The organism is Thauera phenylacetica B4P (assembly GCF_000310225.1).
GTDB lineage: Bacteria > Pseudomonadota > Gammaproteobacteria > Burkholderiales > Rhodocyclaceae > Thauera > Thauera phenylacetica.
Genome location: NZ_AMXF01000053.1, coordinates 1 through 22,847, shown reverse-complemented (window position 1 = coordinate 22,847; position 22,847 = coordinate 1). Strand labels below are relative to the sequence as shown.

At 69.5% G+C, this 22,847-nt stretch carries 15 protein-coding genes; 6 read left to right on the top strand and 9 right to left on the bottom strand.

The genetic code is table 11. The features are described from left to right. Positions 1 to 712: 712 nt before the first annotated feature. Positions 713 to 1,117, bottom strand: coding sequence for a type II toxin-antitoxin system HicB family antitoxin (locus tag C667_RS09300; protein WP_039921138.1), 405 nt, complete (start codon positions 1,115 to 1,117; stop codon positions 713 to 715). 7 nt (positions 1,118 to 1,124) lie between these two features. Further along, a complete protein-coding gene (locus tag C667_RS09295) occupies positions 1,125 to 1,307 on the bottom strand; it encodes a type II toxin-antitoxin system HicA family toxin (RefSeq protein WP_004361587.1) in 183 nt (60 codons plus the stop codon). A gap of 136 nt (positions 1,308 to 1,443) precedes the next feature. On the opposite strand from C667_RS09295, the gene C667_RS09290 reads away from it, so the two are divergent. Together C667_RS09290 and C667_RS09285 are read left to right on the top strand one after the other, a co-directional pair. Further along, positions 1,444 to 7,467: an excinuclease ABC subunit UvrA gene (locus tag C667_RS09290; protein ID WP_004361585.1), complete on the top strand. Its 6,024-nt coding sequence runs from the start codon at positions 1,444 to 1,446 to the stop codon at positions 7,465 to 7,467. Positions 7,468 to 7,535: 68 nt separating this feature from the next. Beyond that, a complete protein-coding gene (locus C667_RS09285) occupies positions 7,536 to 8,216 on the top strand; it encodes a cytochrome b/b6 domain-containing protein (RefSeq protein ID WP_004361582.1) in 681 nt (226 codons plus the stop codon). A gap of 127 nt (positions 8,217 to 8,343) precedes the next feature. Here C667_RS09285 and C667_RS09280 read toward each other — a convergent pair whose 3' ends face one another. Beyond that, positions 8,344 to 8,796 (bottom strand): c-type cytochrome, encoded by a 453-nt coding sequence (locus C667_RS09280; RefSeq protein ID WP_004361579.1) that lies wholly within the window; start codon positions 8,794 to 8,796, stop codon positions 8,344 to 8,346. 272 nt (positions 8,797 to 9,068) lie between these two features. Between C667_RS09280 and C667_RS09275 the strand changes: the two genes are divergently transcribed. Beyond that, a complete protein-coding gene (locus tag C667_RS09275) occupies positions 9,069 to 10,691 on the top strand; it encodes a methyl-accepting chemotaxis protein (RefSeq protein ID WP_004361577.1) in 1,623 nt (540 codons plus the stop codon). 83 nt (positions 10,692 to 10,774) lie between these two features. Here C667_RS09275 and C667_RS09270 read toward each other — a convergent pair whose 3' ends face one another. Together C667_RS09270 and C667_RS09265 are read right to left on the bottom strand one after the other, a co-directional pair. After that, positions 10,775 to 12,244, bottom strand: a complete 1,470-nt coding sequence (locus tag C667_RS09270) for a DegQ family serine endoprotease (protein ID WP_039921136.1) — start codon at positions 12,242 to 12,244, stop codon at positions 10,775 to 10,777. Between the two features lie 148 nt (positions 12,245 to 12,392). Continuing rightward, on the bottom strand, positions 12,393 to 14,429 hold the full coding sequence (locus C667_RS09265) for a TonB-dependent receptor plug domain-containing protein (RefSeq protein WP_004361575.1): 2,037 nt from the start codon (positions 14,427 to 14,429) through the stop codon (positions 12,393 to 12,395). A 128-nt stretch (positions 14,430 to 14,557) separates the two neighbouring features. Here C667_RS09265 and C667_RS09260 point away from each other — a divergent pair, with 128 nt between their 5' ends. Further along, positions 14,558 to 15,511 (top strand): hydrogen peroxide-inducible genes activator, encoded by a 954-nt coding sequence (locus tag C667_RS09260; protein WP_004361574.1) that lies wholly within the window; start codon positions 14,558 to 14,560, stop codon positions 15,509 to 15,511. Between the two features lie 120 nt (positions 15,512 to 15,631). After that, the gene (locus tag C667_RS09255) at positions 15,632 to 16,102 is read left to right on the top strand and encodes a Dps family protein (protein WP_004361572.1); all 471 of its coding nucleotides are present in this window, start codon (positions 15,632 to 15,634) and stop codon (positions 16,100 to 16,102) included. A 365-nt stretch (positions 16,103 to 16,467) separates the two neighbouring features. Here the strand turns inward: C667_RS09255 and ipdC are convergent, their stop codons facing one another. Further along, entirely contained in the window at positions 16,468 to 18,096 is a 1,629-nt protein-coding gene (gene ipdC, locus C667_RS09250; protein ID WP_004361570.1) for an indolepyruvate/phenylpyruvate decarboxylase, read from the bottom strand. A gap of 119 nt (positions 18,097 to 18,215) precedes the next feature. Between ipdC and C667_RS09245 the strand changes: the two genes are divergently transcribed. Then, positions 18,216 to 18,737, top strand: coding sequence for an Lrp/AsnC family transcriptional regulator (locus C667_RS09245; RefSeq protein WP_039921134.1), 522 nt, complete (start codon positions 18,216 to 18,218; stop codon positions 18,735 to 18,737). Positions 18,738 to 19,374: 637 nt separating this feature from the next. Here C667_RS09245 and C667_RS09240 read toward each other — a convergent pair. From C667_RS09240 to C667_RS09230, 3 genes are all read right to left on the bottom strand, one after another. After that, positions 19,375 to 21,951 (bottom strand): DNA topoisomerase III, encoded by a 2,577-nt coding sequence (locus C667_RS09240; protein ID WP_004361566.1) that lies wholly within the window; start codon positions 21,949 to 21,951, stop codon positions 19,375 to 19,377. A 103-nt stretch (positions 21,952 to 22,054) separates the two neighbouring features. Further along, entirely contained in the window at positions 22,055 to 22,525 is a 471-nt protein-coding gene (locus tag C667_RS09235; protein WP_004361564.1) for a Smg family protein, read from the bottom strand. An 82-nt stretch (positions 22,526 to 22,607) separates the two neighbouring features. Then, positions 22,608 to 22,847: DprA-like winged helix domain-containing protein (locus tag C667_RS09230; RefSeq protein WP_004361562.1), on the bottom strand; the 240-nt coding region annotated here is incomplete at its 5' end.

Sequence of the window (22,847 nt, the reverse complement as noted above, 5' to 3'; positions counted from 1 at the left end):
CGTGGCCTATGTGCGTTGGGCTGCCTGCTTCACGCAGAGACCTGCCACAGGACCAGCTACGCCATGAGTGTCTCTTGTGGGTCGTTACCGCCAGTTCGATGGACTGAAGACCTGTCGTTCGATAGTTCCGAGTATCAGATCGTCGCCTGGAGCGCGCTCTGACCCTCGCTCGACACGGGTCCAAGGCACTTGCTCCTGTCAAGACTGCTCTGGTCGGGAAAGTGCATACGAGTCGGGCCGCACTCAATCGATTGCTGCATGTGGCTGACACCAGCCTCGCGCTCACACTGCTCAGCAGTGCAGCCGAGGCGCTCGGCAAGAACCTCCGTATCGAGCTGGCCTGACACGCGGTCACAAGACCTGCTGGCGCTGCACTAAAACGCCTGAAGGCGCGACTTTGCACTCCGGCGTCCCCCCGGGCAGATTCAACTCAGGGTCGCTTGCGCAGGGCGGCGGCCAGGCCGGTCAGCACGTCGGCGATTCGGGCAACCGTTTCCGGTTCGGGCAAGGGCAGCTTGAGACGGGCCTGGCCGCTGTGCGCGTCGCGCTCGACCCAGGGGTCCAGGCTGGCGACGGGGACGGCGAGTCTGCGATGCGGGCATGGGGACTGGGCTGGTGCAAGTCGGGGGAGACGAAATATAGCCCACTCGGCGCCCGCGCCGGGGCCTCCATGCCGCCGCCTTGCCGGCCGGCCTTATGCTCACGATGTGTCTTACACCCGCGGTCGTGCCTCTATCGCCAGCTTTGCGATGTAGCCCGAGCGCGTTTCACCCGCTGCCCGGGCGCGGGCGTCGAGGCGGGCGAGCACGCGTCGCGGCAGGGTGATGTTCACGCGTTCGGCCTTGTCGTCCAGGATTGCCGGGTCGACTTCGGCCACCGCCCAGATCCAGCCCGCAAATTCCGGATTTGCGCGATGTGCCTCGATGCGGGTAGGGGCAGGAATATCGCCACCCTCGTCCATCACCGTCTCGATCCAGGCGGCAATAGCCTCCTTCGCGTTCTCGATGGCTTCGTCGATGCCGCTGTCCGCGGCAGAAAAGCAGCCCGGCAGGTCTGGTACCACCACGCCCCAAGCGTGATCTTCGTCGCCGGGCTCGATCGCAATCGGGTATTTCATGGTCATCTCACTTGATGTCTGCGAGCTTCATCAGCTTGTGGGTCAGACCTTTACCAAGGTCTTTGCGCGGGTGTGGCACGCTGATGTGGCCGGGTTTGTTCGGGTGTCGGAAAACGTGGTGCGAGCCCCGCACGTTAGCCAAGGTCCAGCCGTCGCGTTCCAATAGCTTGATGAGTTCCGCGCTGTTCATGATGTGTATTATACGCACGACAATCTTCCGGCGCGGATCGCTTCCATCGACGCCCCCGGGAACCTTCCCCCCCGTTCCATGAGTCCGACGCCGATCCCCGCCTAAAATGGCGCCTCACGTCTCGGCCTCCCGCCCCATGTCCGTTTCCGACACCCGCTACACCCCGATCGACGCCCCCGCCTCGATCGCCGACGCCATCCGCATCCGCGGTGCGCGCCAGAACAACCTGCGCAACCTCTCGCTCGACCTGCCGCTGAACCGCCTGACGGTGGTCACCGGCGTGTCCGGCTCGGGCAAATCCTCGCTGGTGTTCGACACGCTGTACGCCGAGGGCCAGCGGCGCTACGTCGAGACTTTTTCGCCCTACGCGCGCCAGTTCCTCGACCGCATGGACAAGCCGCAGGTGGATCGGATCGAGGGCGTGCCGCCGGCGATCGCGATCGACCAGACCAATCCGGTGCGCACCTCGCGCTCGACGGTGGGCACGATGACCGAGCTCGCCGACCACTTCAAGCTGCTGTACGCGCGCGCGGCACACCTGCACTGCCGCTGCTGTGGCCAGCCGGTGCGGCGGGATTCGGCCGACAGCATCGCCGCCGACCTGCGGGCGCGCGCGGCGGCCGAGGGCGATCCGCGGCTGGTGGTGTGCTTTCCGGTGACGGTGCCGTCGAACTTCAGCGAGGCGGAGGTGACCGGCCTGCTCAACGCGCAGGGCTACACCCGCATCCAGGAACGCATCGCCGCGGGCGGCGCCGAGGGCAACGACGTGCTGCAGGTGGTGCAGGACCGCTTCCGTGCGTCGAGTGCAGAGGATGCGCGCCTGGCCGAGGCGCTGGAGGCGGCGCTGGCGCGCGGCCATGGGCGGCTTGCCGTGTATGCGTCGGGCGAGGGGGTGAAGGCCGAGAAGACGCCGGGCGAGGCGGTGTGGCGTTATTCGTCCGGCCTGCATTGCGCGGACTGCGACATCCACTATTCGGAAGCCACGCCCGGCCTGTTCTCGTTCAACTCGCCGATCGGCGCCTGCGAGACCTGTCGCGGCTTCGGGCGGGTGATCGGGGTGGATTTCGGCCTGGTGGTGCCGGACGAGTCGAAGACCCTGGCCGAAGGCGCGGTGAAGCCGTGGCAGACCGAGAGCTATCGCGAGTGCCAGGCCGACCTCGAGAAGATGGCGAAGAAGTATGGCGTGGCGATGGACATCCCGGTGCGCGATCTGCCCCCGGAGCATCGCCAGTGGCTGTTCGAGGGCGACCCGAAGTGGAAGAACTGGGACAGCTCGTGGCCGCGTTACTGGTACGGCGTGCGCCACTTCTTCGACTGGCTGGAGACCAAGGCCTACAAGATGCACATCCGCGTGCTGCTGTCGCGTTATCGCAGCTACACGGAGTGCCCGGCCTGCCACGGGGCGCGCTTGAAACCCGACGCCCTGCTCTGGCGCCTGCCGACCAGCGGGCAAGGATGTAGGAGCGGCGGCAGCCGCGAACAGGACGTCGATGACGGCCGTGCCTTCGGAGCCGCCGTCTTCGCGGCTGCCGCCGCTCCTACAGGGGGGGCACCAAGTGCCCGCGAAGACGGCAAGGTCGGTGTGGCGAATGCGGCGGGGGGGGCGGTTGCGGGCAGGTCCGGCCTCGCCATCCACGAGCTGATGGCGATGCCCGTCGATCGCATCCGCGAGGCCATCGCCGCGCTCGCGCTACCGGGCGTGGCGGACGAAGCCACCGAGCTGGTGCTCGGCGAGATCCGCAGCCGGCTCACCTACCTGGCCGACGTCGGCCTCGGCTACCTGACCCTGGACCGCCAGTCGCGCACGCTGTCGGGCGGCGAGGTGCAGCGCATCAACCTGACCACCGCGCTCGGCACCTCGCTGGTCAATACCCTGTTCGTGCTCGACGAGCCCTCGATCGGCCTGCATCCGCGCGACATCGGCCGCATCCTCGGGGTGATGACGCGCCTGCGCGATGCCGGCAACACGCTGGTGGTGGTGGAGCACGACCCGCAGGTGATGGTCGCCGCCGACGAGCTGCTCGAGATCGGCCCCGGCCCGGGCGAGCGCGGCGGCGACATCGTCGCGCGCGGCACGCCGGCCGAGATCGCGGCCAATCCCGATTCGGTGACCGGGCCCTGGCTGGCGGGGAAGAAGCGCATCGACGTCGATCGCCCGCCGCGTCCGGTGGAGGCCGCCACGCCGCGGCTGAAGCTGGCCGGCGCGCGCCAGCACAACCTGCGCGACCTCTCCGTCGGCTTTCCGTTGCAGCGCCTGACCTGCCTGACCGGCGTCTCCGGCTCGGGCAAATCGACGCTGATCCAGGACGTGCTCTTCCCGGCGCTGGCCAAGCATTTCGGCGAGGCGACCGAATCGCCGGGGATCTTCGATCGTCTCGAGAATGTGGATAACTTGCGTGGCGTGGTCATGGTGGACCAGTCGCCGATCGGCAAGAGCTCGCGCTCCAACCCGGTGAGCTACGTCGGCGCCTGGGACCCGATCCGCGCCCTCTACGCCGCCCTGCCGGAGGCGAAGCAGCGCGGCTACACCCCCGGCACTTTCAGCTTCAATGCCGGCCACGGGCGCTGCCCGACCTGCACCGGCTCCGGCTTCGAGCACGTCGAGATGCAGTTCCTGTCCGACGTGTGGCTGCGCTGCCCGGACTGCGACGGCAAGCGCTACCGCTCGGAAGTGCTTGAATTGCAATGGAACGGGCTGTCGGTGGCGGACGTGCTGGCGCTCACCGTGCATGAGGCGCTGGACGTGTTCCGCGAGCATCCCAAGGTGCTCGCCGCGCTCGCGCCGCTGGCCGACGTCGGCCTCGACTACCTGCGCCTCGGCCAGCCGGTGCCGACGCTGTCGGGCGGCGAGGCGCAGCGCCTCAAGCTCGCCGGCCACCTCGCCGAGGCGGCGCAGAGGAAGCCTGTACGCAAAGCCAGTGCTGTGGATAAGTTTGGGAATAAAGCGGGGGACAAGACGAACGGACTTGCCGTGCGGGCTGGCATAGGCACCCCGGGCGGGGTCTCGTGGCAGACCGAGCCAGCCGAGCCCGGCCTGCTCTTCCTCTTCGACGAGCCCACCACCGGCCTGCACTTCGAGGACGTCGCCACGCTGCTCGGCGCCTTCGACAAGCTGCTGCAGGCCGGGCATTCGCTGATCGTCATCGAGCACAACCTCGACGTGATCGCCGCGTCGGACTGGATCATCGACCTCGGCCCCGAGGGCGGCGAAGGCGGCGGCGCGGTCGTGGTCGAAGGCCCGCCCGAGGTGGTGCGCGCACACGCGAGCTCGCACACCGGCGCCGCGCTGCGCGACTACGCCGAGGCGCTGAAGGAAATAGGGGACAGACCCCAATTTGCCAGGCACCCCGTTCCCGTTCCCGGCGAGCGCTCGTGTAGGAGCGGCGGCAGCCGCGAACCTGCCTCCGGGAATGATGGCGCTGCCGTCGGCGCCATGTTCGCGGCTGCCGCCGCTCCTACGGGGGGGCTCGTTGCGGCGGAGCCGCGGGTGGAATACCGCCCGCTCGCCGCCCCGGCGATCGAGATCCGCCACGCCCGCGAGCACAACCTCAAGAACGTCAGCCTGAAGATCCCGCGCGACCAGTTCACCGTGATCACCGGCTTGTCCGGCTCGGGCAAGTCCACGCTGGCCTTCGACATCGTCTTCGGCGAGGGCCAGCGCCGCTACCTGGAATCGCTCAACGCCTACGCGCGCCAGTTCGTGCAGCCCGCGAGCCGACCCGACGTGGACGGCCTGTTCGGCATCCCGCCCACGGTGGCGATCGAGCAGCGCACCAGTCGCGGCGGGCGCAAGAGCACGGTGGCGACGCTGACCGAGATCCACCCCTTCCTGCGCCTGATGTACGTGAAGCTGGGCACGCAGTTCTGCCCCGACTGCGACGTGCCGGTGACGCCGCAGAGCTTCGAGGCCATCGTCGCGCAGGTCCAGCGCGAGCTGCGCGGCGCCTCGGTCGAGGTGCTGGCGCCGCTGGTGGTCAACCGCAAGGGCCTGTACACCGACCTCGCCAAGTGGGCGCGCGGCAAGGGCCACGCGCAACTGCGCGTCGATGGCGAATACCTGCCCACCAACAAGTGGCCGCGCCTGGACCGCTACAAGGAACACAACATCGAGCTGCCCACCGGCATGGTGGTGGTGCAGCCGGAGAGCGAGGCCACGCTGCGCGAGTTCGTGCGTCAGGCGCTGGACATCGGCAAGGGCGTGATCAAGGTGCTCGAGATCGGCAAGCTCGGCGCCCAGCCGATCACCTTCTCCACGCTGCGCGCCTGCCCGAGCTGCGGCACCGGCTTCCCCGAGCCCGATCCGCGCCTGTTCTCCTACAACGCCAAGCACGGCTGGTGCCCCAAGTGCTATGGCACCGGGCTGAAGACCGCGGCGCGCATCGAGGACCCGGACGCGCTCGACCTCGGCGATGCGGAAGAAGTCATCGTCGGCGACGAGCCCTGCCCGGCCTGCGACGGTGCGCGCCTGAACCCGGTGGCGCGCGCGGTGCGCTTCCGCGCGCTCGGGCTGCATCAGCTCGCGGCGCAGCCGGTGGATAAGGCGGCGGGCTTCTTCGCCGAGCTGGCGCTCAACGAGCGCGAAACCGACATCGCGCGTGACCTCGTCAGCGAGATCCGCGGGCGACTTGCCTTCCTGCAGCATGTCGGCCTCGGCTACCTGGCGCTCGACCGCGCCGCGCCCACGCTGTCGGGCGGCGAGGCGCAGCGCATCCGCCTCGCCGCCCAGCTCGGCTCCAACCTGCGCGGCGTGTGCTACATCCTCGACGAGCCCACCATCGGCCTGCATCCGCGCGACAACCGCCTGCTGCTCGACACCCTGGAAGCCCTGCGCGACCGCGGCAACACGCTGCTGGTGGTGGAGCACGACGAGGACACCATCCGCCGCGCCGACCACGTCATCGACCTCGGCCCCGGCGCCGGCGTACGCGGTGGTCGGGTGGTGGCCGAAGGCACGATCGCCGACCTGCTCGCCGCGCCCGAATCGGCCACCGGCGAATGCTTCCGCCACCCGCTGCAGCACCCGCTGCGCCCGCGCCGTGCGGTGGCGCTGGAGAACCCGGCGATCCGCATCGAGAGCGCGAACCTGCACAACCTGCGCGACGTCGACGTGCGCATCCCGCTCGCGCGCCTCACCGTGGTCACCGGCGTGTCCGGCTCCGGCAAGTCCAGCCTCGCGCGCGACGTCATCCACGCCAACCTGCGCGCACGCCTCGGCGACCCCGAGGCCACGCGCGCCCGCCGCCGCGGCCAGGCGCAGCCGGAGGCGGTCGACCAGCCCCTGGTCGGCTGCGCGGCGATGCCCGGCTGGCACCAGGTCGGCCGCGTGCTGGAGGTCGACCAGACCCCGATCGGCAAGACGCCGCGCTCCTGCCCGGCGACCTACGTCGGCTTCTGGGATGCGATCCGCAAGCTCTTCGCCGACACCTTCGACGCCCGCACGCGCGGCTGGAACGCCTCGCGCTTCTCCTTCAACACTGGCGCCGGGCGCTGCCCGGTGTGCGACGGCGCGGGCCAGACCACGGTCGAGATGAGCTTCCTGCCCGACGTGAAGACGCCCTGCGAGGGCTGCGGCGGCGCGCGCTTCAACCCCGAGACGCTGTCGGTGCGCTGGAAGGACCGGACGGTGGCCGAGGTGCTGGCGATGCCGGTGGACGAGGCGGTGGACTTCTTCTCCGCGCATCCGGCGATCGCCCATCCGCTGCAGCTGCTGCAGGACGTCGGCCTCGGCTACCTGACCCTGGGCCAGCCCAGCCCGACGCTGTCGGGCGGCGAGGCGCAGCGCATCAAGCTGGTGACCGAGCTCGCCAAGGTGCGCCGCCGCCCTGGCGATTCCGAGGACACCGGCGGCGTGCCGCTGCCGGCCGACAAGCACAGCCTCTACGTGCTCGACGAGCCCACCGTCGGCCTGCACATGGCCGACGTCGACAAGCTGATCCACGTGCTGCACCGGCTGACGGACGCCGGCCACACCGTGCTGGTGATCGAGCACGACCTCGACGTGATGGCCGAGGCCGACTGGCTGATCGATCTGGGCCCTGAGGGCGGCGACGGCGGCGGCCGCGTGGTGGCGGAAGGTCCGCCCGAGGTGGCGATGGCGACCCCAGCCTCGCACACCGGCCGCCACCTGCGCGAGTTCCTGGCGCAGCGCAAGGCCGGATGATGCAGCGCAGCGGAACCTGTGCTGGATGGCGCAGTCATTCAGGATGAATTTCAGGGAAGGAATACAACATGCGCAAAGTAAGAGTCTGGGATCTGCCCACCCGTCTGTTCCACTGGCTGCTCGCCGTGCTGGTGGTGGCGGCCTACATCACCGCCCAGATCGGCGGCAGCCTCATCGAATGGCACGGCCGGGTCGGCATCGCCATCACCGGGCTGCTCGCCTTCCGCCTGGTGTGGGGGGTGATCGGTTCGACCTATGCCCGCTTCGCCGACTTCGTGCCCGGTCCGGCCCACCTGTGGGCGCACCTGCGCGGGCACTGGAGCGGGCTCGGCCACAACCCGCTCGGTGCGCTCTCGGTGCTCGCCCTGCTCGGGGTGATGTTCTACCAGGCGGTGACCGGCCTGTTCTCCAACGACGAGATCGCGTTCTCCGGCCCGCTGCGCGCGCTGGTGAGCAGCGACACCGGCGACTGGCTGTCCGGCCTGCATCGGCAGAACTACTGGCTGATCATCGTGCTGGTCGGGCTGCACGTGTCGGCGGTGCTGTTCTACGCGCTGGTGAAGAAGGACAACCTGGTGCGCCCGATGATCACCGGCATGAAGGAGGTCGACGAGGCCGACGCCCGGCCCGCGGAGGGCGGCGGCGCCGTGGCGCTCATCGTCGCGCTGGCGATCACCGCCGCGGTGCTCTACGTCGCCACCGGCAGTTTCATCGAACCGCCTCCGCCGCCACCGCCGGCGGCGTGGTGATGGAAAGGTTCGCGGCTCGCGCGTCCCTGCAGGAGCGGAGCAAGCCGCGCGCCCCTGCGTAAAACGGCGAAGCCACCTCGCAGCGTGGCTTCGCCGTTCAAGCGCCTTACACCTGACGCCTCACACCTCACTCCATCCGATACTTGTCGTGACAGGCCTTGCAGGTCTCGCCGGTCTCGCCGAAGGCCTTCTGCACCGCGGCCTTGTCGCCGGTGGCGGCGACCTTGGCGAGGTTGGCGGCGGCGTTGTTGAAGTCGGTGGCGAGCTTGCCGACGTTCGGCATTTCCTGGAAGAACTCCGGCTTGACGCGGGTCTTGCGGTCGCCGATGTCCTTCTCGGTGCCCGGGCCGTACAGCGCACCCATACCCGAGCCGGCGATGCCGGCGATGGCGGTGGCGGCGGCCTGGACCTGCTGGGCGTTGTATTCGCCCTCGAGGTTGGCCTTGATCTTGCCCATGTTCCAGCTCATGAAGCTGTAGCCGGCCTGGCGGAACTTGATCTGGTCCTCGGGCTTGACCTGGGCCGAAGCCGCGGTGGCGAGGGTAAGGGAGAGGATGCCGAGGGCGATCGCTTTTTTCATCGTGAGCCTCCTGAGTCGGGGGGTTAAGGAAGGAACAGAGCTTGCGGGGAACTGCGCAGACCAGGATGCGCCGCGCCAGTTCCATCGTTGTTGCATGCCGGATTTCGCCTGCCAGCACCAAGCTTATATCAGATTCGGTTGATATTCCTTCGTCCGCCCTTGTTGCAGCGCGGAAGCTGTGCGCTCAAGCCGGGGCGTCTGCGGCCGTAAGGAAGGAGTAGAGGGTGCCTGTCCGCACGCCGCCGACCGTCCGCAGGACCGCGAGAACCAAGATGATCCGCTTTTCCGATACCCCGATATGGCTGCGCCTGACCGGCGCGATCTGGCTGATGATGGTGGCCGCGTTCGGCAGCATGATCGTCTGGGAGACGCGGGTGAACCGCGACATGGCGATCGAGCAGGCGAAGGACTTCGCCGGCACGGTCAACGAGATGACCATGGCCGGGCTCACCGGGATGATGATCACCGGCACCGTGGCGCAGCGCGACGTCTTCCTCGACCAGATCAAGGAGCTCAGCGTGGTGCAGGACCTCGAGGTGATCCGCGGCGAGGCGGTGAGCCGGGTGTTCGGCGCCGGCGGCGCGCTCGACGCGGCGCGCGACGCCGACGAGCGCCTGGCCCTGGTCGAGGGGCGCAGCACGATGCGGGTCGAGCACGACGCCGAGCATGGTGAGCACCTGCGCGTGGTGATCCCCTCGCTGGCCTCGCCCGACTGGCTCGGCAAGGACTGCATCGCCTGCCACCAGGTGGCGCAAGGCACGCCGCTCGGCGCGGTGTCGATGCGCATCTCCCTCGACAAGGCCAACGCCGCGGTGCTGGCGTTCCGCGACCAGAGCGCGATGTTCGCCGCGCTGGTGTCGATCCCGCTGATCCTGTTCATCTACCTCTTCATCACCCGCTTCGTCACCCGTCCGCTCGATGGCCTCAACCAGGGCCTGGGGCGGATCGCCGAGGGTGGGGGCGACCTGCGCCTGCAGCTGCCGGTGCGCGGTCGCGACGAGATCGGCCGTAGCGCGCGCACCTTCAACGACATGATGGGCACGCTTGGCGGGCTGGTGCGCCAGGTCGGCGACTCGGCGAGCGCGGTGACCGAGGCGGCGAGCCGGCTCGCCAACGATGCCGAGGCGGTCGCCGAGAGCTCGCAGCGCCAGAACGAGAGCTCGATGGGCGCGGCCAGCGCGGTGGACGAGATGGTCGGCAGCATCTCCGCGATCGCCGAGCACGCCGAGGCGGTGCGCGAGCGCTCGCATGACAGCCTGGAGCGCTCGCGGGAGGGCCAGCGCAGCCTCGAGCGCCTGGTCGGCGAGGTGGGCGAGGTCGAGGCCGCGGTGCGCCAGATGGCCGACGCGGTGGTCGCCTTCGTCGATTCCACCCAGGCGATCTCGCGCATGACCAGCGAGGTGCGCGAGATCGCCGAGCAGACCAACCTGCTCGCGCTCAACGCCGCGATCGAGGCCGCGCGCGCCGGCGAGCAGGGGCGCGGCTTCGCGGTGGTGGCCGACGAGGTGCGCAAGCTGGCGGAGAAGTCCGCGCGCTCGGCGGGCGAGATCGACCAGATCACCCGCGAGGTGGCCCGGCGTTCGAGCTCGGTGCGCGGCGCGCTCGACGACGGCCTCGGCCACCTGGCCTCCAGCCGGCAGATGGCCGACGCGGTGATGCAGGTGCTGGGCGCGGCGAACTCGCTGGTGGTCGAGGTCGGCGAGGGCCTGGACCGTATCGCCGGCGCCACCGGCGCCCAGCGCAGCGCGAGCGAGTCGGTCACCGCGCGCATCGGCGAGATCGCCGGCATGGCGCGCAGCAACAACGACGCGCTCGCGCACACGGTGCAGTCGGCGCGCGAGCTCGGCGAGCTCGCCGTGCGCCTGCAGGAGTCGGTGTCGCGCTTCCGCTTCTGAGCGCGCCCGCACGGTGGATGTGAAAAGGGCGGGAACCGTCGCCCGTCCCGCCCTTTGCCTGCAAGCGGCTCAGTGGGGGGCGATCACTCCAGGCGCACCGGCACGAAGATGCGCGCCTCGCCGCGCTGGATCAGCAGCGCGAAGCGCTTGCCGGCGCGCTCGAGCTGGGCGCGCAGCTCGGCGACGCTCAGCACCGGCTGGTTGTTGATCGCCAGGATCACGTCGCCGCGCTGCAGGCCGGCGCGCGCGGCGGCGCCGTCGGCGCCCTCCACCATCACCCCGCCGCGCAGCTGCAGGCGGGCGGTCTCCTCCGCGCTGAGCGCGCGCGCGCTGAGTCCGAATTGCTCGCCGAGGCGTTCCACCTGGCTGGGCGCGGGCGCGTTGCCGGCCACGGTCTCGGCCTTGAGCTCGTCCAGGGTGGCGGCGACCTCGCGGCTGCGGCCGTCGCGCCACAGCTCGAGCTTCACGCGCGTGCCGGGGCGCTTCTCGCCGATCACCCGCGGCAGCTCGGCGGAGTCGTCGATGCGGCGGCCATCGACCGCGAGCACCACGTCGCCCGCCTGCAGCCCGGCCTTGTCGGCGGCGCTGCCCGGCTCCACGCTGGCGACCAGCGCGCCGCGCGGGTCGGTGAGACCGAAGGATTGCGCGAGGTCCTTGTCGACGTTCTGGATGGCGATGCCCAGCCGCCCGCGCTGCACGCGGCCATGGCTGACGAGCTGGTCCTTGATGTTCATCGCCACGTCGATCGGGATCGCGAACGAGATCCCCATGAAGCCGCCCGAGCGCGAGTAGATCTGCGAGTTGATGCCGACTACCTCGCCGGCGAGGTTGAACAGCGGACCGCCCGAGTTGCCCGGGTTGATCGCCACGTCGGTCTGGATGAACGGCACGTAGGTCTCGTCGGGCAGGCGGCGCGCCTTGGCCGAGATGATGCCGGCGGTGACCGTGTTGTCGAAGCCGAAGGGCGAGCCCATCGCCACCACCCACTCGCCCACGCGCGCCCGGTCGGGGTTGCCGATCTTCACCGCGGGCAGGCCGGTGGCGTCGAGCTTGAGCAGGGCGACGTCAGTGCGGCGGTCGATGCCGACCACCTTGGCCTTGAACTCGCGCTTGTCGATCAGGGTGACGGTGACCTCGGAGAGCTCGGCGTCGCCATCCTCGCCGGCGACGACGTGGGCGTTGGTCAGCACGTAGCCGTCCTGGCTGACGATGAAGCCCGAGCCGATGCCCTGGCGGGCGCGCGGCCCCATGCCAGGCTGGCCGGGGAAGCCCGGCATCGGCACGCCGAAGCGGCGCAGGAAGTCGTAGAAGGGGTCGTTGGCGAGGGGGTTCTCGCCCGCCGTGCCCTGCGCGGCACGCTGCACCACGCGGATGTTGACCACCGCGGGGCCGACCTGCTCGACCAGGTCGCCGAAGTCGGGCAGGCCGAAGCGGTTGGGCGAGACCATCGAGGGGGCCGCCGCCTGGGCGTGCGCGGCGGGGAGGACCGAGGCCTGGGGGAAGATCGTGCCGAGCGCGAGCGCGACGGCGGTGACGGTCAGGAATTTGCGCATGTTGTTGGGCATCCTTGTTCGGCAACGGAGAGGTTCGGCGCCGGTGCCCCGGCGGCCACCTGTCGTGGACGCGGCGGGGCGCGCGCCGTTCCCGGTGAAACCTGCGTTTTCACATCGGGTCGGGCGCGGGCGCTTCAAGAGGGTACGCTCAGAAAGTCGTCTCCAGCGCCACCCAGGCCTGGCGGCTCACCTGGCTGGCGGGCCGTCCGGCGAACTCGGCCTGCATCTGCAGGGGGCGGTTGGCGAGCTCCTGGTGGCGGCCGAGCAGGTTGATGCCGGTCAGGCGCAGCTCGACGGCGTGATCGAGCACGCGCAGGCTGCGCGCGACGCTCCAGTCCAGCGTGGTGTAGGACGGCACGGTGTAGTCGTAGCCCGGCACATAGCTGAAGCCGGCGTCGATCGGTCCCATGCGCAGCACGCTCAGCATCGAGCGCCACGCCCCGGCGCGCTGCAGCCAGCTCAGGCTGGCGCTGTAGGGGGCGACGTTGCGGCGGATGCGCGGGTCGTCGACGTCGCGGTCGATGAGGCTGTGCGAGAGGATGAACTCGGTACCGCGCCAGGGCTTGAGGTGGAGCTGGGTCTCGATGCCGTTCAGCTGCACGCGGCCGGCGTGGTTTTCCCAGCGCGTGCTGCCCAGCCCTCGCGCGATCGCATCGGGGAGTTTGCCCTCGATCGGCCAGTTGGCGGGAACGGAGTTGCGCACGATCAGGTCTTCGATGCGCTCGCGGAACAGGCGGACGTCGAGCGTGCTGCGGCCTTCGCCGAAAACGCCGAGAAAGCCGATCTCGCTGGCGTCGATGCGCTGGGGGCGCAGGTCCGGATTGGGGTATTGCCGGCGCTGCACCAGCTCGTCCTTGTCGTCGATGATCCTTACGTCGACGTTGCGTTCGAAAAGATCCGGCTGTCGCCATGCGCGCGAGTGGCCGATGCGCCAAGTGAGACGAGGAGCGGCCTGCCAGTTCAGGAACACGCGTGGCGCGAGCCGGGCCTCGTCGCCCTGCAACTGCTCCAGCATGCCGCCCGCGTTCCACAGGAAGGCGGTACCCGTTCGCAGCTCGAGATTGGCGAACAGGCGGTGTTCGTCCCGCGCGTGCTTTGGGCGCTCGTGATACCAGAATGGCGATTCGTGCTCGATGCGCTTCCATTCCGCGCCCCACATCAGCCGTTTGGTCTCGTCCACGCGCTCCCGCCGCTCGATCTCCAGGTTGTACTGGACGAGGCTGGCGCTGTTGCCCACCGTGCCGAGCAGGCGTTCGGGGAAGGCATTCGCCAGTTTCCCGCTGTTTGCTGCGGAATCGTAGCGCCAGAGATCGTCGCGACTCTGCCGGCTCCAGTAGGCCGACACCTGTATTGCGTCGTCCTCGGGGCCGTTCCGCCACCGCAGATGCAGGGATCGGTTGGTGTCGCGCCCCTCCCGCTGGCCCGCGATGTCGAAGAGCGAGCCGGCGTATCCGAGCTCGTGGGTGCTCTCGGCGATACCGCCGATCAGGGCCAGTTCGTTGTGCTCGTCCACGCGCAGGTCGGCGTGCAGGTTCAGCACGTCGGTGCGGCGGCCGTCGTACAGGTCCTCGAAGCCCTCGTCTTCCTCGTGGTGGGCGCCGACGCGCAGGCTCAGCGGCCCCGCCTGTGCGGCGTGGCGCACCCCGGCATCGAGGATGCCCGGCCCTCCCGTGGCGAGCTTCAGGCGGGTGCCGGGCGGGCGGCTGGCGTCGTCGGTGGTGATGTTGACCACGCCGAGGAAGGCGTTGGAGCCATAGGCGGCCGAGTTCGAGCCGCGCACCACCTCGATGCGCTCGATGTCGCCCGGCAGGGCACGCTCGGCGCTGGCGGCGAAGGATGGAGTGAGCGAGGCGCGCCCGTCGACCAGCAGCTGCATCTGCACCGGGTAGTCCATGCCCAGGCCGTGGTAGGTCACCCACTGCACGTTGCCGCGCTCCTGGCCGACCTGGAAGCCCGGCACCAGGCGCAGCACGCGCGCGAGCTCGCGGTAGCCGGTGGCGGCGATCAGGTCGGCGTCGATCACGCTGACCGCGCCCGGGCTGTCCTGCAGCGGCTGGGCCAGGCGCGAGGCGCTCAGCACCACCGGCAGGGGTTCGAAGAAGGGGTCGTCGGACGACGCCCCGGCCGCGCTGGCCGCCAGCGGCAGCAGCAGGACGAGGGCGACGCGGTGCGGGCGGAGAGGCATCGGAAGCGGGCGGCTACGCGTAATGCGCAAGTATACCGAGTGTGCTTTCGGGCGCGCAGCAACGATCAGTCGGGGTAACATCGGACACCGTCGATTCCGGGTGCAAGCCCAGCCATCGTGTCGAAGCCATGACCCTGACCGATCTGCGTTATCTCGTCGCGCTCGCCCACGAGCGCCATTTCGGCCGCGCCGCCGAGAAGTGCCACGTGTCGCAGCCCACGCTGTCGGTGGCGGTGAAGAAGGTCGAGGAGGAACTCGGGATCCAGCTCTTCGAGCGCAGCGCCTCGGAGGTCAAGATCACCGAGACCGGCCGGCGCATCGTCGCGCAGGCCGAGCGCGTGCTGATGGAGGCGGGCCAGATCCAGGAGATCGCCGCCGCCGGCAAGGACCCGCTCGCCGGCCCGCTGCGCGTGGGCGTGATTTACACCATCGGGCCCTACCTGCTGCCGCGGCTGATCCCGCGCGTGCATCAGCTCGCGCCCAGGATGCCGCTGATCATCCAGGAGAACTTCACCGCCCGCCTGGCCGAGGCGCTCAAGCGCGGCGAGCTCGACGTGATCATCATCAGCCTGCCCTTCGACGAGGCTGGGGTGGTGGCGCAGCCGGTGTACGACGAGCCCTTCCGTGTGCTGATGCCGGCCGGGCATGCGTGGAACGCGGAGAGCGAGATCGACCCGCTGCATCTCGCCGACGACCAGCTGCTGCTGCTTGGCGCCGGCAACTGCTTCCGCGACCAGGTGCTGGAGGTGTGCCCGAGCTGCCGCAACATCGGCGGCCTGCAGCGCACGCTCGAGGGCAGCTCGCTCGAGACCATCCGCCACATGGTCGCCACCGGCCTCGGCGTCACCGTGCTGCCGAGCTCGGCCGCGGACGAGATGGCGGCGCAAAACCCCTTGGTGGCGGTGCGGCCGTTCTCGCAGCCGGAGCCCTCGCGCCGCGTCGCGATCGCCTGGCGCGTGACCTACCCGCGCAGCGGCGCGATCGACGTGCTGCGCGCGGCGATCCTCGACAGCGCGCTGCCGGGCGTGACGCCGGTGGGGCGCCCCTTGCCGCTCGGGCAGGTGCCGTGGGTGGATCCATGATGACAATTTTTTATCGGATCCATCGGGACAATCGGTTTGATCAATGTATCCCTCTGGCGCTAACATGAAGCGCATACCCCTGCGGGCTGCGTAAAGCCTGCCATACACAGGAGAACCAGCATGGAAATCGATATCGGCATCAAGGAAAAGGACCGCGCCAAGATCGCTGAAGGCCTGTCGCGCCTGCTCGCGGACAGCTACACCCTGTACCTCACCACGCACAACTTCCACTGGAACGTGACGGGGCCGATGTTCAACACCCTGCATCTGATGTTCGAGACGCAGTACAACGAGCTCGCGCTCGCGGTGGACGAGATCGCCGAACGCATCCGCGCGCTCGGTTTCCCGGCGCCGGGCACCTATAAGGAATTCCAGAAGCTCACCAGCATGGCCGAGCCGGAAGGCGTGCCGAGCGCGCAGGAGATGATCCGCCTGCTGGTGCAGGGCCAGGAAGCGGTCGTCAAGACCGCGCGCAGCATCGCCCCGGTCGCCGACAAGGCGAGCGACGAGCCCACGCTCGACCTGCTGACCCAGCGCATGCAGGTGCACGAGAAGACCGCCTGGATGCTGCGCAGCCTGCTCGAGGGCTGAGCGCTCGTCAGGCCGCTGCACGGAACACGACGGACCCGCTGGGTCCGTTGTGTTTTCGGCTCGCGAATCACGTTGCTTCCACGAGCGCCCTTGGGATTTCGGCGGGCGCGAACGGGCGACTGCGCCGATCTGCTCCGCCGCCTTCGCGGCTGCCGGCGCTCCTGCACGAACCGCCACGCGCCCTCAGCCCCCTGTAGGAGCGGCGGCAGCCGCGAAGGGTGCCGTCCGTCGGGGGACATGGTCGCAGGTCATTCCGCGCGGCCGCCTTCGCGCCTGCCGAAGCATCGCGCTCGACCGCCTCCTTGTAGGAGCGCCGGCAGGCGCGAAGGCGGCGCCCGGGCTGCGATGCTCCCGGGTGCGCCGGACTACCCGGCCTTGGCCGCGTTGAGGCGCTTGACCGCGTTGACGAAGCGCGACAGCGACTCCGACAGCACGCCGCGCGGGATCATCACCTCGATCAGCTGGAAGCGTCCGCGCGTGGCGATCGCCTTGTCGAGCGCGCTCTTCAGCTCGGCGCGCGTGCGCACGCGCACGCCATCGCCCCCCATCCCCGCGGCCATCTGCGCGAAGCCCCAGTCGTCGAGGTCGTTGAAGCCCGACTCGGGCTGGAAGGTGCGCAGCATCTCCCAGCTGGCGTTGTTGAACAGCAGCACGATCGGGTCCCAGCCGTAGCGCCGGCAGTTGCCGAGCTCCCAGCCGGTCATCTGGAAGGCGCCGTCGCCGACCAGGATCAGCGGCCGCTGTCCGGTGGCCGCCTGCACGCCGAGGCCGGCCGGCACGCCGAAGCCCATGGTCGCGTAGTAGCCGGGCGCGACCAGCGCGGTGTGCTCGATGTCCATCGCGGTGAACAGGCAGTCGCCCATGTCGGAGGCGATCGGCAGCTTTCCATGCTCCGCCATGAGATCGTTCACCGCGCAGGCGATGTCGGCGGGTGCGATCGTCGCCGCGTCCGCCTGCATGCCGCGCGGGAAGGCGGGGCGGTCCACGCTGAAGTGCGTCTCGGCCGGCGGTACCCGCGCGAGCAGGCCCTCGACCAGGGCGTCGAGCGGGATGTCGGCGTAGGTGTGGTAGCCCATCGTGACCCGCGCCTCGAGCGCCTGGATCGTGCGGCGCAGGTCGATGTGCTTGCCGGACACGGCGAAGTTGGTGTCCGAGATGATCACCCCGAGCAGGAACAGGCCGTCGGAATCCTCCACCAGCGCGCTCACCTCGGGCAGGCCGGCCAGCCCCATGTAGGTGCCCATCAGCGGGGCGTCGTGATCGGCGAGCAGGCCGCGGCCCATGAAGCTGGTCACCACCGGGATGCCGAGCCGGCGCGAGAGCTCGGCGACCTTGTCCTCGAGGCCGAAGCGGCGCACCTCCACGCCGGCCATCAGCACCGGCGTGCGCGCCGCGCGGAGGTGGCCGAGGATCTCGTCCACGCAGGCCGCGAGCGCATCCGCATCGACCGCGCGCGGCGCCTCGCGCAGCACCGGCGCGCACGGGCGGGCGACCATGTCGCGCGGGATCTCGATGTACACCGGCAACGAGTTGCGCACGCAGTTGCCGAGCACACGCGCGATGTCGGCCGGCGCGCGCGCGGCGTCGTCCAGCCGCACCTGGTCGCAGGTGATCTCCTGGAAGATGCGGAACTGCGAGTCGAGCGTCTTGGCCTGGTGGTGCAGCAGCAGCCCGGACTGCGACTCGCCCAGCCCCGGCCCGCCGGAGAGGACCGCCAGCGGCGACTTCTCGGCATAGGCGGCGGCGACCGCGTTGATCATGTTGAGCGCGCCAGCGCCGTAGGTGACCGCCGCCACCCCGATTCCGCCTTGGACGCGCGCGGCCGCGTCGGCGGCGAAGCCCACGCCGGGCTCGTGCGACAGCGTGTGCAGCGGCAGGATGCCGGTCTGCTCGATGATGCGGAAATACGGCAGGGCGAAGTCGCCCGGGATGCCGAAGATCTGTCGCGCGCCGTGGTCGACCAGCGCGTGCAGCAGCGACTCGGTCAGGTTCATGTTCGTCTCCGCCTCGTTGTGGTGAGGAGGATTATGGGTGGCCTGCTCCGCAATGTGTTCGCATCATGGAGGTATAGAATCGTCCGATACGCACGGTTCGTGCATTTTTAGGTCAGATGATGACTACCCTGAGCATAGATCGCCACGACCTCGCACTTCTCGACGCCTTGCAGCGCAGCGGCGAGGCGACCAACGCCGCGCTTGGAGAGACCGTGCACCTGTCCGCCTCGCAGGTGAGCCGCCGCCTGCAGCGCCTGCAGGAGGCCGGGCTGATCACCGGCTACGCGGCCCTGCTCGACCCCGCCGCGCTCGGGCTGGACGTGATCGCCTTCGCCCACGTCGTGCTCGAACGCCACGGCGGCGTGCGCACCGAGGCCTTCGAGGAGGGGGTCGCGGCCTTGCCGGAGGTGCTCGAGTGCTTCTCGGTGAGCGGCAACGCGGACTACGTGCTGCGCATCGTCGCGCCCGACCTGGCCGCCTTCTCCGAGCTGATGATGAAGCGCGTGCTGCGCCTGCCCGGCATCGCCAACATCAAGACCGACATCGTGCTCGGCAAGGTCAAGCAGACCCACGTGCTGCCGCTCGAGCACATCGCCCGCCCGAGCCGGCCTCGCCGCGGTGTGCGCTACAGCGCGGGCTGAAGCGCTCCCGTAAAAAGCGCCGCCGCTTTCGCGCCTGCCGGCGCTCCTACATGAAGCAACGCGCTTCCGGCCCGCCCTGTAGGAGCTGCGGCAGCTGCGAACCCGGCGATCCGGCAATCGACGCGCGTGCAGAACTCCACCGCCCTTTTCGCGCCTGCCGGCGCTCCTACATGAAGCAACGCGCTTCCGGCCCCCCCTGTAGGAGCTGCGGCAGCTGCGATCGCGGCGGTCCGGCGAGCGACGCGCATGCAGGGCTTCCACCGCCGCATTCGCGCCTGCCGGCGCTCCTACATGAACCACCGAGCATCCCGGAGCCGCCTGTAGGAGCTGCGGCAGCTGCGAACCCGGCGATCCGGCGAGCGACGCGCATGCAGGGCTTCCACCGCCGCATTCGCGCCTGCCGGCGCTCCTACATGAACCACCGAGCATCCCGGAGCCGCCTGTAGGCGCTGCGGCAGCTGCGAACCGGGCGATCCGGCAAGCGGCGCGCGTGCAGGGCTCCACCGCCGCGTTCGCGCCTGCCGGCGCTCCTACAGGAACCGCCGCGGCTTCGGAGCCCATGCAGGAGCGGCGGAAGCCGCGAGGGGGGCGGTTTGTCTTGTGACGCGGAGGATGCAGCCGGCGGCGGCGGAGCGTCTCAGCTCGCCTTGCGCGCAGGTGCGCGCTTGCGCGGTGCGGCGGCTGCGGCGGCTGCGGCGCCCTCGCCTGCGGCTTCGTCGCCCTTGGCCGCGGCGGTCTTCGCACCTGCCTTGGGCGCCTTGGCCTCGAACTCGAAGCCGACCTTACCGTCCTTGCCGCGCACCAGGAAGGCGGAGAACTTGCGCCGCGTGCGCGCCGACACGAAGCCCTTGAGCAGCTCGGTCTTGCCCTCGGTCAGCAGCTTGGCCATCTGCTCGCGCTCGATCGGCTGCTGCAGGATGATCTTGCCGGAGCGGAAATCGCAGCTCTTGCCCGGGCCGACCGACTTCTCGCACACATAGGCCATGCCGTGCTCGAACACGCGGCTGGTGCACTTCGGGCAGGCGCCGACCGGCTCCTGGGCCGAGAAGTCCACCGCCTCCGCCTCCTCGCCCTCCTTGGGCTGGCCGAAGTCGAAGGTGGGCTGCTTGTCCTCGTTCAGCACGATGTCGGCGTTGAACAAGCGCCCCATCTTGTTGCGGAAGCCGAGCAGCGGGCCGACCTTGCCCGCGCGCAGCAGGGTCTCGATCTCGTCGTACTCGAACTGGCGGCCGGCGACGATCTTCCAGGTGCTCCACTCGCAACTCTGGCAGGCGAACTTCTTGTAGTTCTCCTTCACCACGCCGCCGCACTTGGGGCACGGCGTCTGCAGCGTGACGAACTCGCCGGGCACGGTGTCGGACTCGTAGCGCTTGGCACGCTCGACCACCTCGCGCGTCATCTCGGCGATCTCGTTCATGAAGGCTTCGCGACTGAGCTTGCCGTGCTCCATCTGCGCGAGCTTGTATTCCCAGCCGCCGGTCAGTTCCGGCGAGGTCAGCGCGGTGACGCCCAGGCCCTTCAGCAGCGTGATCAGCGAGAAGGCCTTCGCGCTCGGGATCAGCTCGCGGCCGTCGCGGTGGATGTATTGCTCGCTGATCAGGCCCTCGATGATCTGCGCGCGCGTGGCCGGGGTGCCGAGGCCGCGCTCGGCCATCGCCGCGCGCAGCTCCTCGTCGTCCACCATCTTGCCGGCGCCTTCCATCGCCGACAGCAGCGTGGCTTCGTTGAAGCGCGCCGGCGGCTTGGTCTGCAGCGACTTGACCACGATGTCCTCGGTGGACACCGTCTCGCCCTGCTTCACCGCCACCAGTTGCGGCGCGCCGCCTTCCTTCGTGTCCTTCTCATCGTTGGCGGCTTCCTTGCCATACACCGTGAGCCAGCCCGGATTGACCAGCACCTTGCCCTCGGTCTTGAAGGCCTCGCCCTCGACGCGGGTGATGCGGGTGGTGATCTGGTACTCGGCCGCGGGATAGAAAACCGCCAGGAAGCGCTTGGTGACCAGGTCGTAGATCTTGTGTTCGGCGTCCGACAGGCTCTTGGGCAGCGCCCCGGTGGGGATGATGGCGAAGTGGTCGGAGATCTTGGCGTTGTTGAAGATGCGCTTGTTGGGCTTCACCCAGCCCTGCCTGGTGATCTCGTTGGCGAAGGGCGCGTACTGGTCGGGCAGCGTGCGCATGACCTCGCTCACGGTGGCGAGATAGTCCTCGGGCAGGGCGCGCGCGTCGGTACGCGGGTAGGTCAGCACCTTGTGCTTCTCGTACAGCGCCTGCGCGAGCTGCAGCGTAACGCGGGCGGAGAAGCCGAAGCGGCCGTTGGCCTCGCGCTGCAGGCTGGTGAGGTCGAAGAGCAGCGGCGACAGCTGCGTGGAGGGCTTGGCCTCCTCGGTGACCACGCCCGGCTTGCCTTCGCACTTGGCGCGGATGGCCTCGGCCCGGGCCTTGTCCCACAGGCGGAAGGCGGTGGCGTGCTCGTCGCCCTCGGGGCGCTTGAACTTCTCGTCGAACCAGCGCCCGGGGTATTCACCGGCGACGCAGCCGAAGCGCGCTTCCAGCTCCCAGTAGTCGCGCGACTTGAACTTGCGGATGCGGTCCTCGCGCTCCACCACCATCGCCAAGGTCGGCGTCTGCACGCGGCCCACCGTGGTGAGGTGGAAGCCGCCGGTCTTGGAGTTGAACGCGGTCATCGCGCGTGTGCCGTTGATGCCGATCAGCCAGTCGGACTCGGCGCGGCAGATCGCGGCGTTGCGCAGGCCCTCGACCTCCTGCGCGGCGCGCAGGTGGGCGAAGCCGTCGCGGATCGACTGCGCGGTCATCGACTGCAGCCACAGCCGCTGCATCGGCTTCTTGCTGCCGGCGTGCTGGGCGATGAAGTTGAAGATCAGCTCGCCCTCGCGGCCCGCGTCGCAGGCGTTGATGAGGCCGGTGACGTCCTTGCGCTTGATCAGCCGCGTGAGCAGCTTCAGGCGGTCCTCGGTCTTCTCGATCGGCTTGACCGCGAAGTGGGGCGGGATCACCGGCAGGTGGGCGAAGGTCCACTTGCCGCGCTTGACCTCGAACTCCTCGGGCAGGGTGAGCTCGAGAAGGTGACCCACGGCCGACGACAAGACATATTCGTCGGACTCGAAGTAGTCCTTCTCCTTGGTGAAGCCGCCCAGCGCACGGGCGATGTCCTGCGCGACGGAAGGCTTTTCCGCGATGATCAGTTGCTTGCTCATGCTAGACGGTCAACGAGGGTCGCGCCGCGAGGGCGCGTGGGTTCGGAAGCGGCGGATGATACGGACGGCCCGCCGGGACAGGCAAGCCGAGCGGGTGGACCGGTCAGTGCACCGTGGGTTCGTAGGCCCAGTCGTCTTCCTCGGTCAGCAGCTCGTCCACCATCAGGGTGTCGATCGGCTCTTCCTGCTGCCACAGCACCATCAGCACGATGACCTTGAGCCGGTTGAGCGTGATGTTGAAGTCGGCCAGCGCCATCGCGCGCTCGATGATGAGCTCGCGGTGGGCGGTGCCGAGCACGCCGGCGCTCTCGAGCAGGCTCAGGAAACCGCGGCAGCGGCCGTCGAGCAGCGTCTGCTCCTCCTCGGCGTAGATGCGCACCGACCCGGCCTGCGGCGCGGTGCCGGGGTGGATGTCGCGGGCGACGCGGCGCAGGCCGGCGAGCCACTCCAGCGCCTCGGAGATGTCGTCCTGCTCGAAGCCCGCGGCGGACAGCTTGCGGTTCAGCAGCTCGCCTTCCGGACAGGCGTCGGCGTGGATGTAACTCTCGAAGAGGTATACGAGGATGTCGAACAAGGCGGCCTCTCATGGATCGGCAGGGGAGGCGGAAGAGCCGTACCCCCGCTGGGGTGGGGGGCGGCGGCTCGCGGCCGCTCTTTCAGGTGATGCGCTGGAAGCGTCCGCCGGGCAGCTTGGCCAGGCGCCCTTCCAGTTCGAGTGGCAGCAGGATGGCGTACAGGGCATCGACCGTCAAGCCGCAGCGCGCGGCGATCGTGTCGAGGTCCGTCGGATCGTGGCCGATCGCATCGAGCACGTGCGCGGTCTCGTCGCCGAGCGCGAGCGCGGCCTGCGGGGGTGCCTCGGCCGGCGCGGCGGGCTCCGTGCCACGCCGGCGGCG

Excerpts from the sequence above, each read along its gene's own strand:
- C667_RS09290 (WP_004361585.1), top strand. The coding sequence starts at position 1,444 with ATGTCCGTTTCCGACACCCGCTACACCCCGATCGACGCCCCCGCCTCG.
- C667_RS09270 (WP_039921136.1), bottom strand. The coding sequence starts at position 12,244 with ATGCGCAAATTCCTGACCGTCACCGCCGTCGCGCTCGCGCTCGGCACG.
- C667_RS09245 (WP_039921134.1), top strand. The coding sequence starts at position 18,216 with ATGACTACCCTGAGCATAGATCGCCACGACCTCGCACTTCTCGACGCC.
- C667_RS09260 (WP_004361574.1), top strand. The coding sequence starts at position 14,558 with ATGACCCTGACCGATCTGCGTTATCTCGTCGCGCTCGCCCACGAGCGC.
- C667_RS09265 (WP_004361575.1), bottom strand. The coding sequence starts at position 14,429 with ATGCCTCTCCGCCCGCACCGCGTCGCCCTCGTCCTGCTGCTGCCGCTG.
- C667_RS09240 (WP_004361566.1), bottom strand. The coding sequence starts at position 21,951 with ATGAGCAAGCAACTGATCATCGCGGAAAAGCCTTCCGTCGCGCAGGAC.
- C667_RS09300 (WP_039921138.1), bottom strand. The coding sequence starts at position 1,117 with ATGAAATACCCGATTGCGATCGAGCCCGGCGACGAAGATCACGCTTGG.
- ipdC (WP_004361570.1), bottom strand. The coding sequence starts at position 18,096 with ATGAACCTGACCGAGTCGCTGCTGCACGCGCTGGTCGACCACGGCGCG.
- C667_RS09280 (WP_004361579.1), bottom strand. The coding sequence starts at position 8,796 with ATGAAAAAAGCGATCGCCCTCGGCATCCTCTCCCTTACCCTCGCCACC.
- C667_RS09295 (WP_004361587.1), bottom strand. The coding sequence starts at position 1,307 with ATGAACAGCGCGGAACTCATCAAGCTATTGGAACGCGACGGCTGGACC.
- C667_RS09255 (WP_004361572.1), top strand. The coding sequence starts at position 15,632 with ATGGAAATCGATATCGGCATCAAGGAAAAGGACCGCGCCAAGATCGCT.
- C667_RS09285 (WP_004361582.1), top strand. The coding sequence starts at position 7,536 with ATGCGCAAAGTAAGAGTCTGGGATCTGCCCACCCGTCTGTTCCACTGG.
- C667_RS09275 (WP_004361577.1), top strand. The coding sequence starts at position 9,069 with ATGATCCGCTTTTCCGATACCCCGATATGGCTGCGCCTGACCGGCGCG.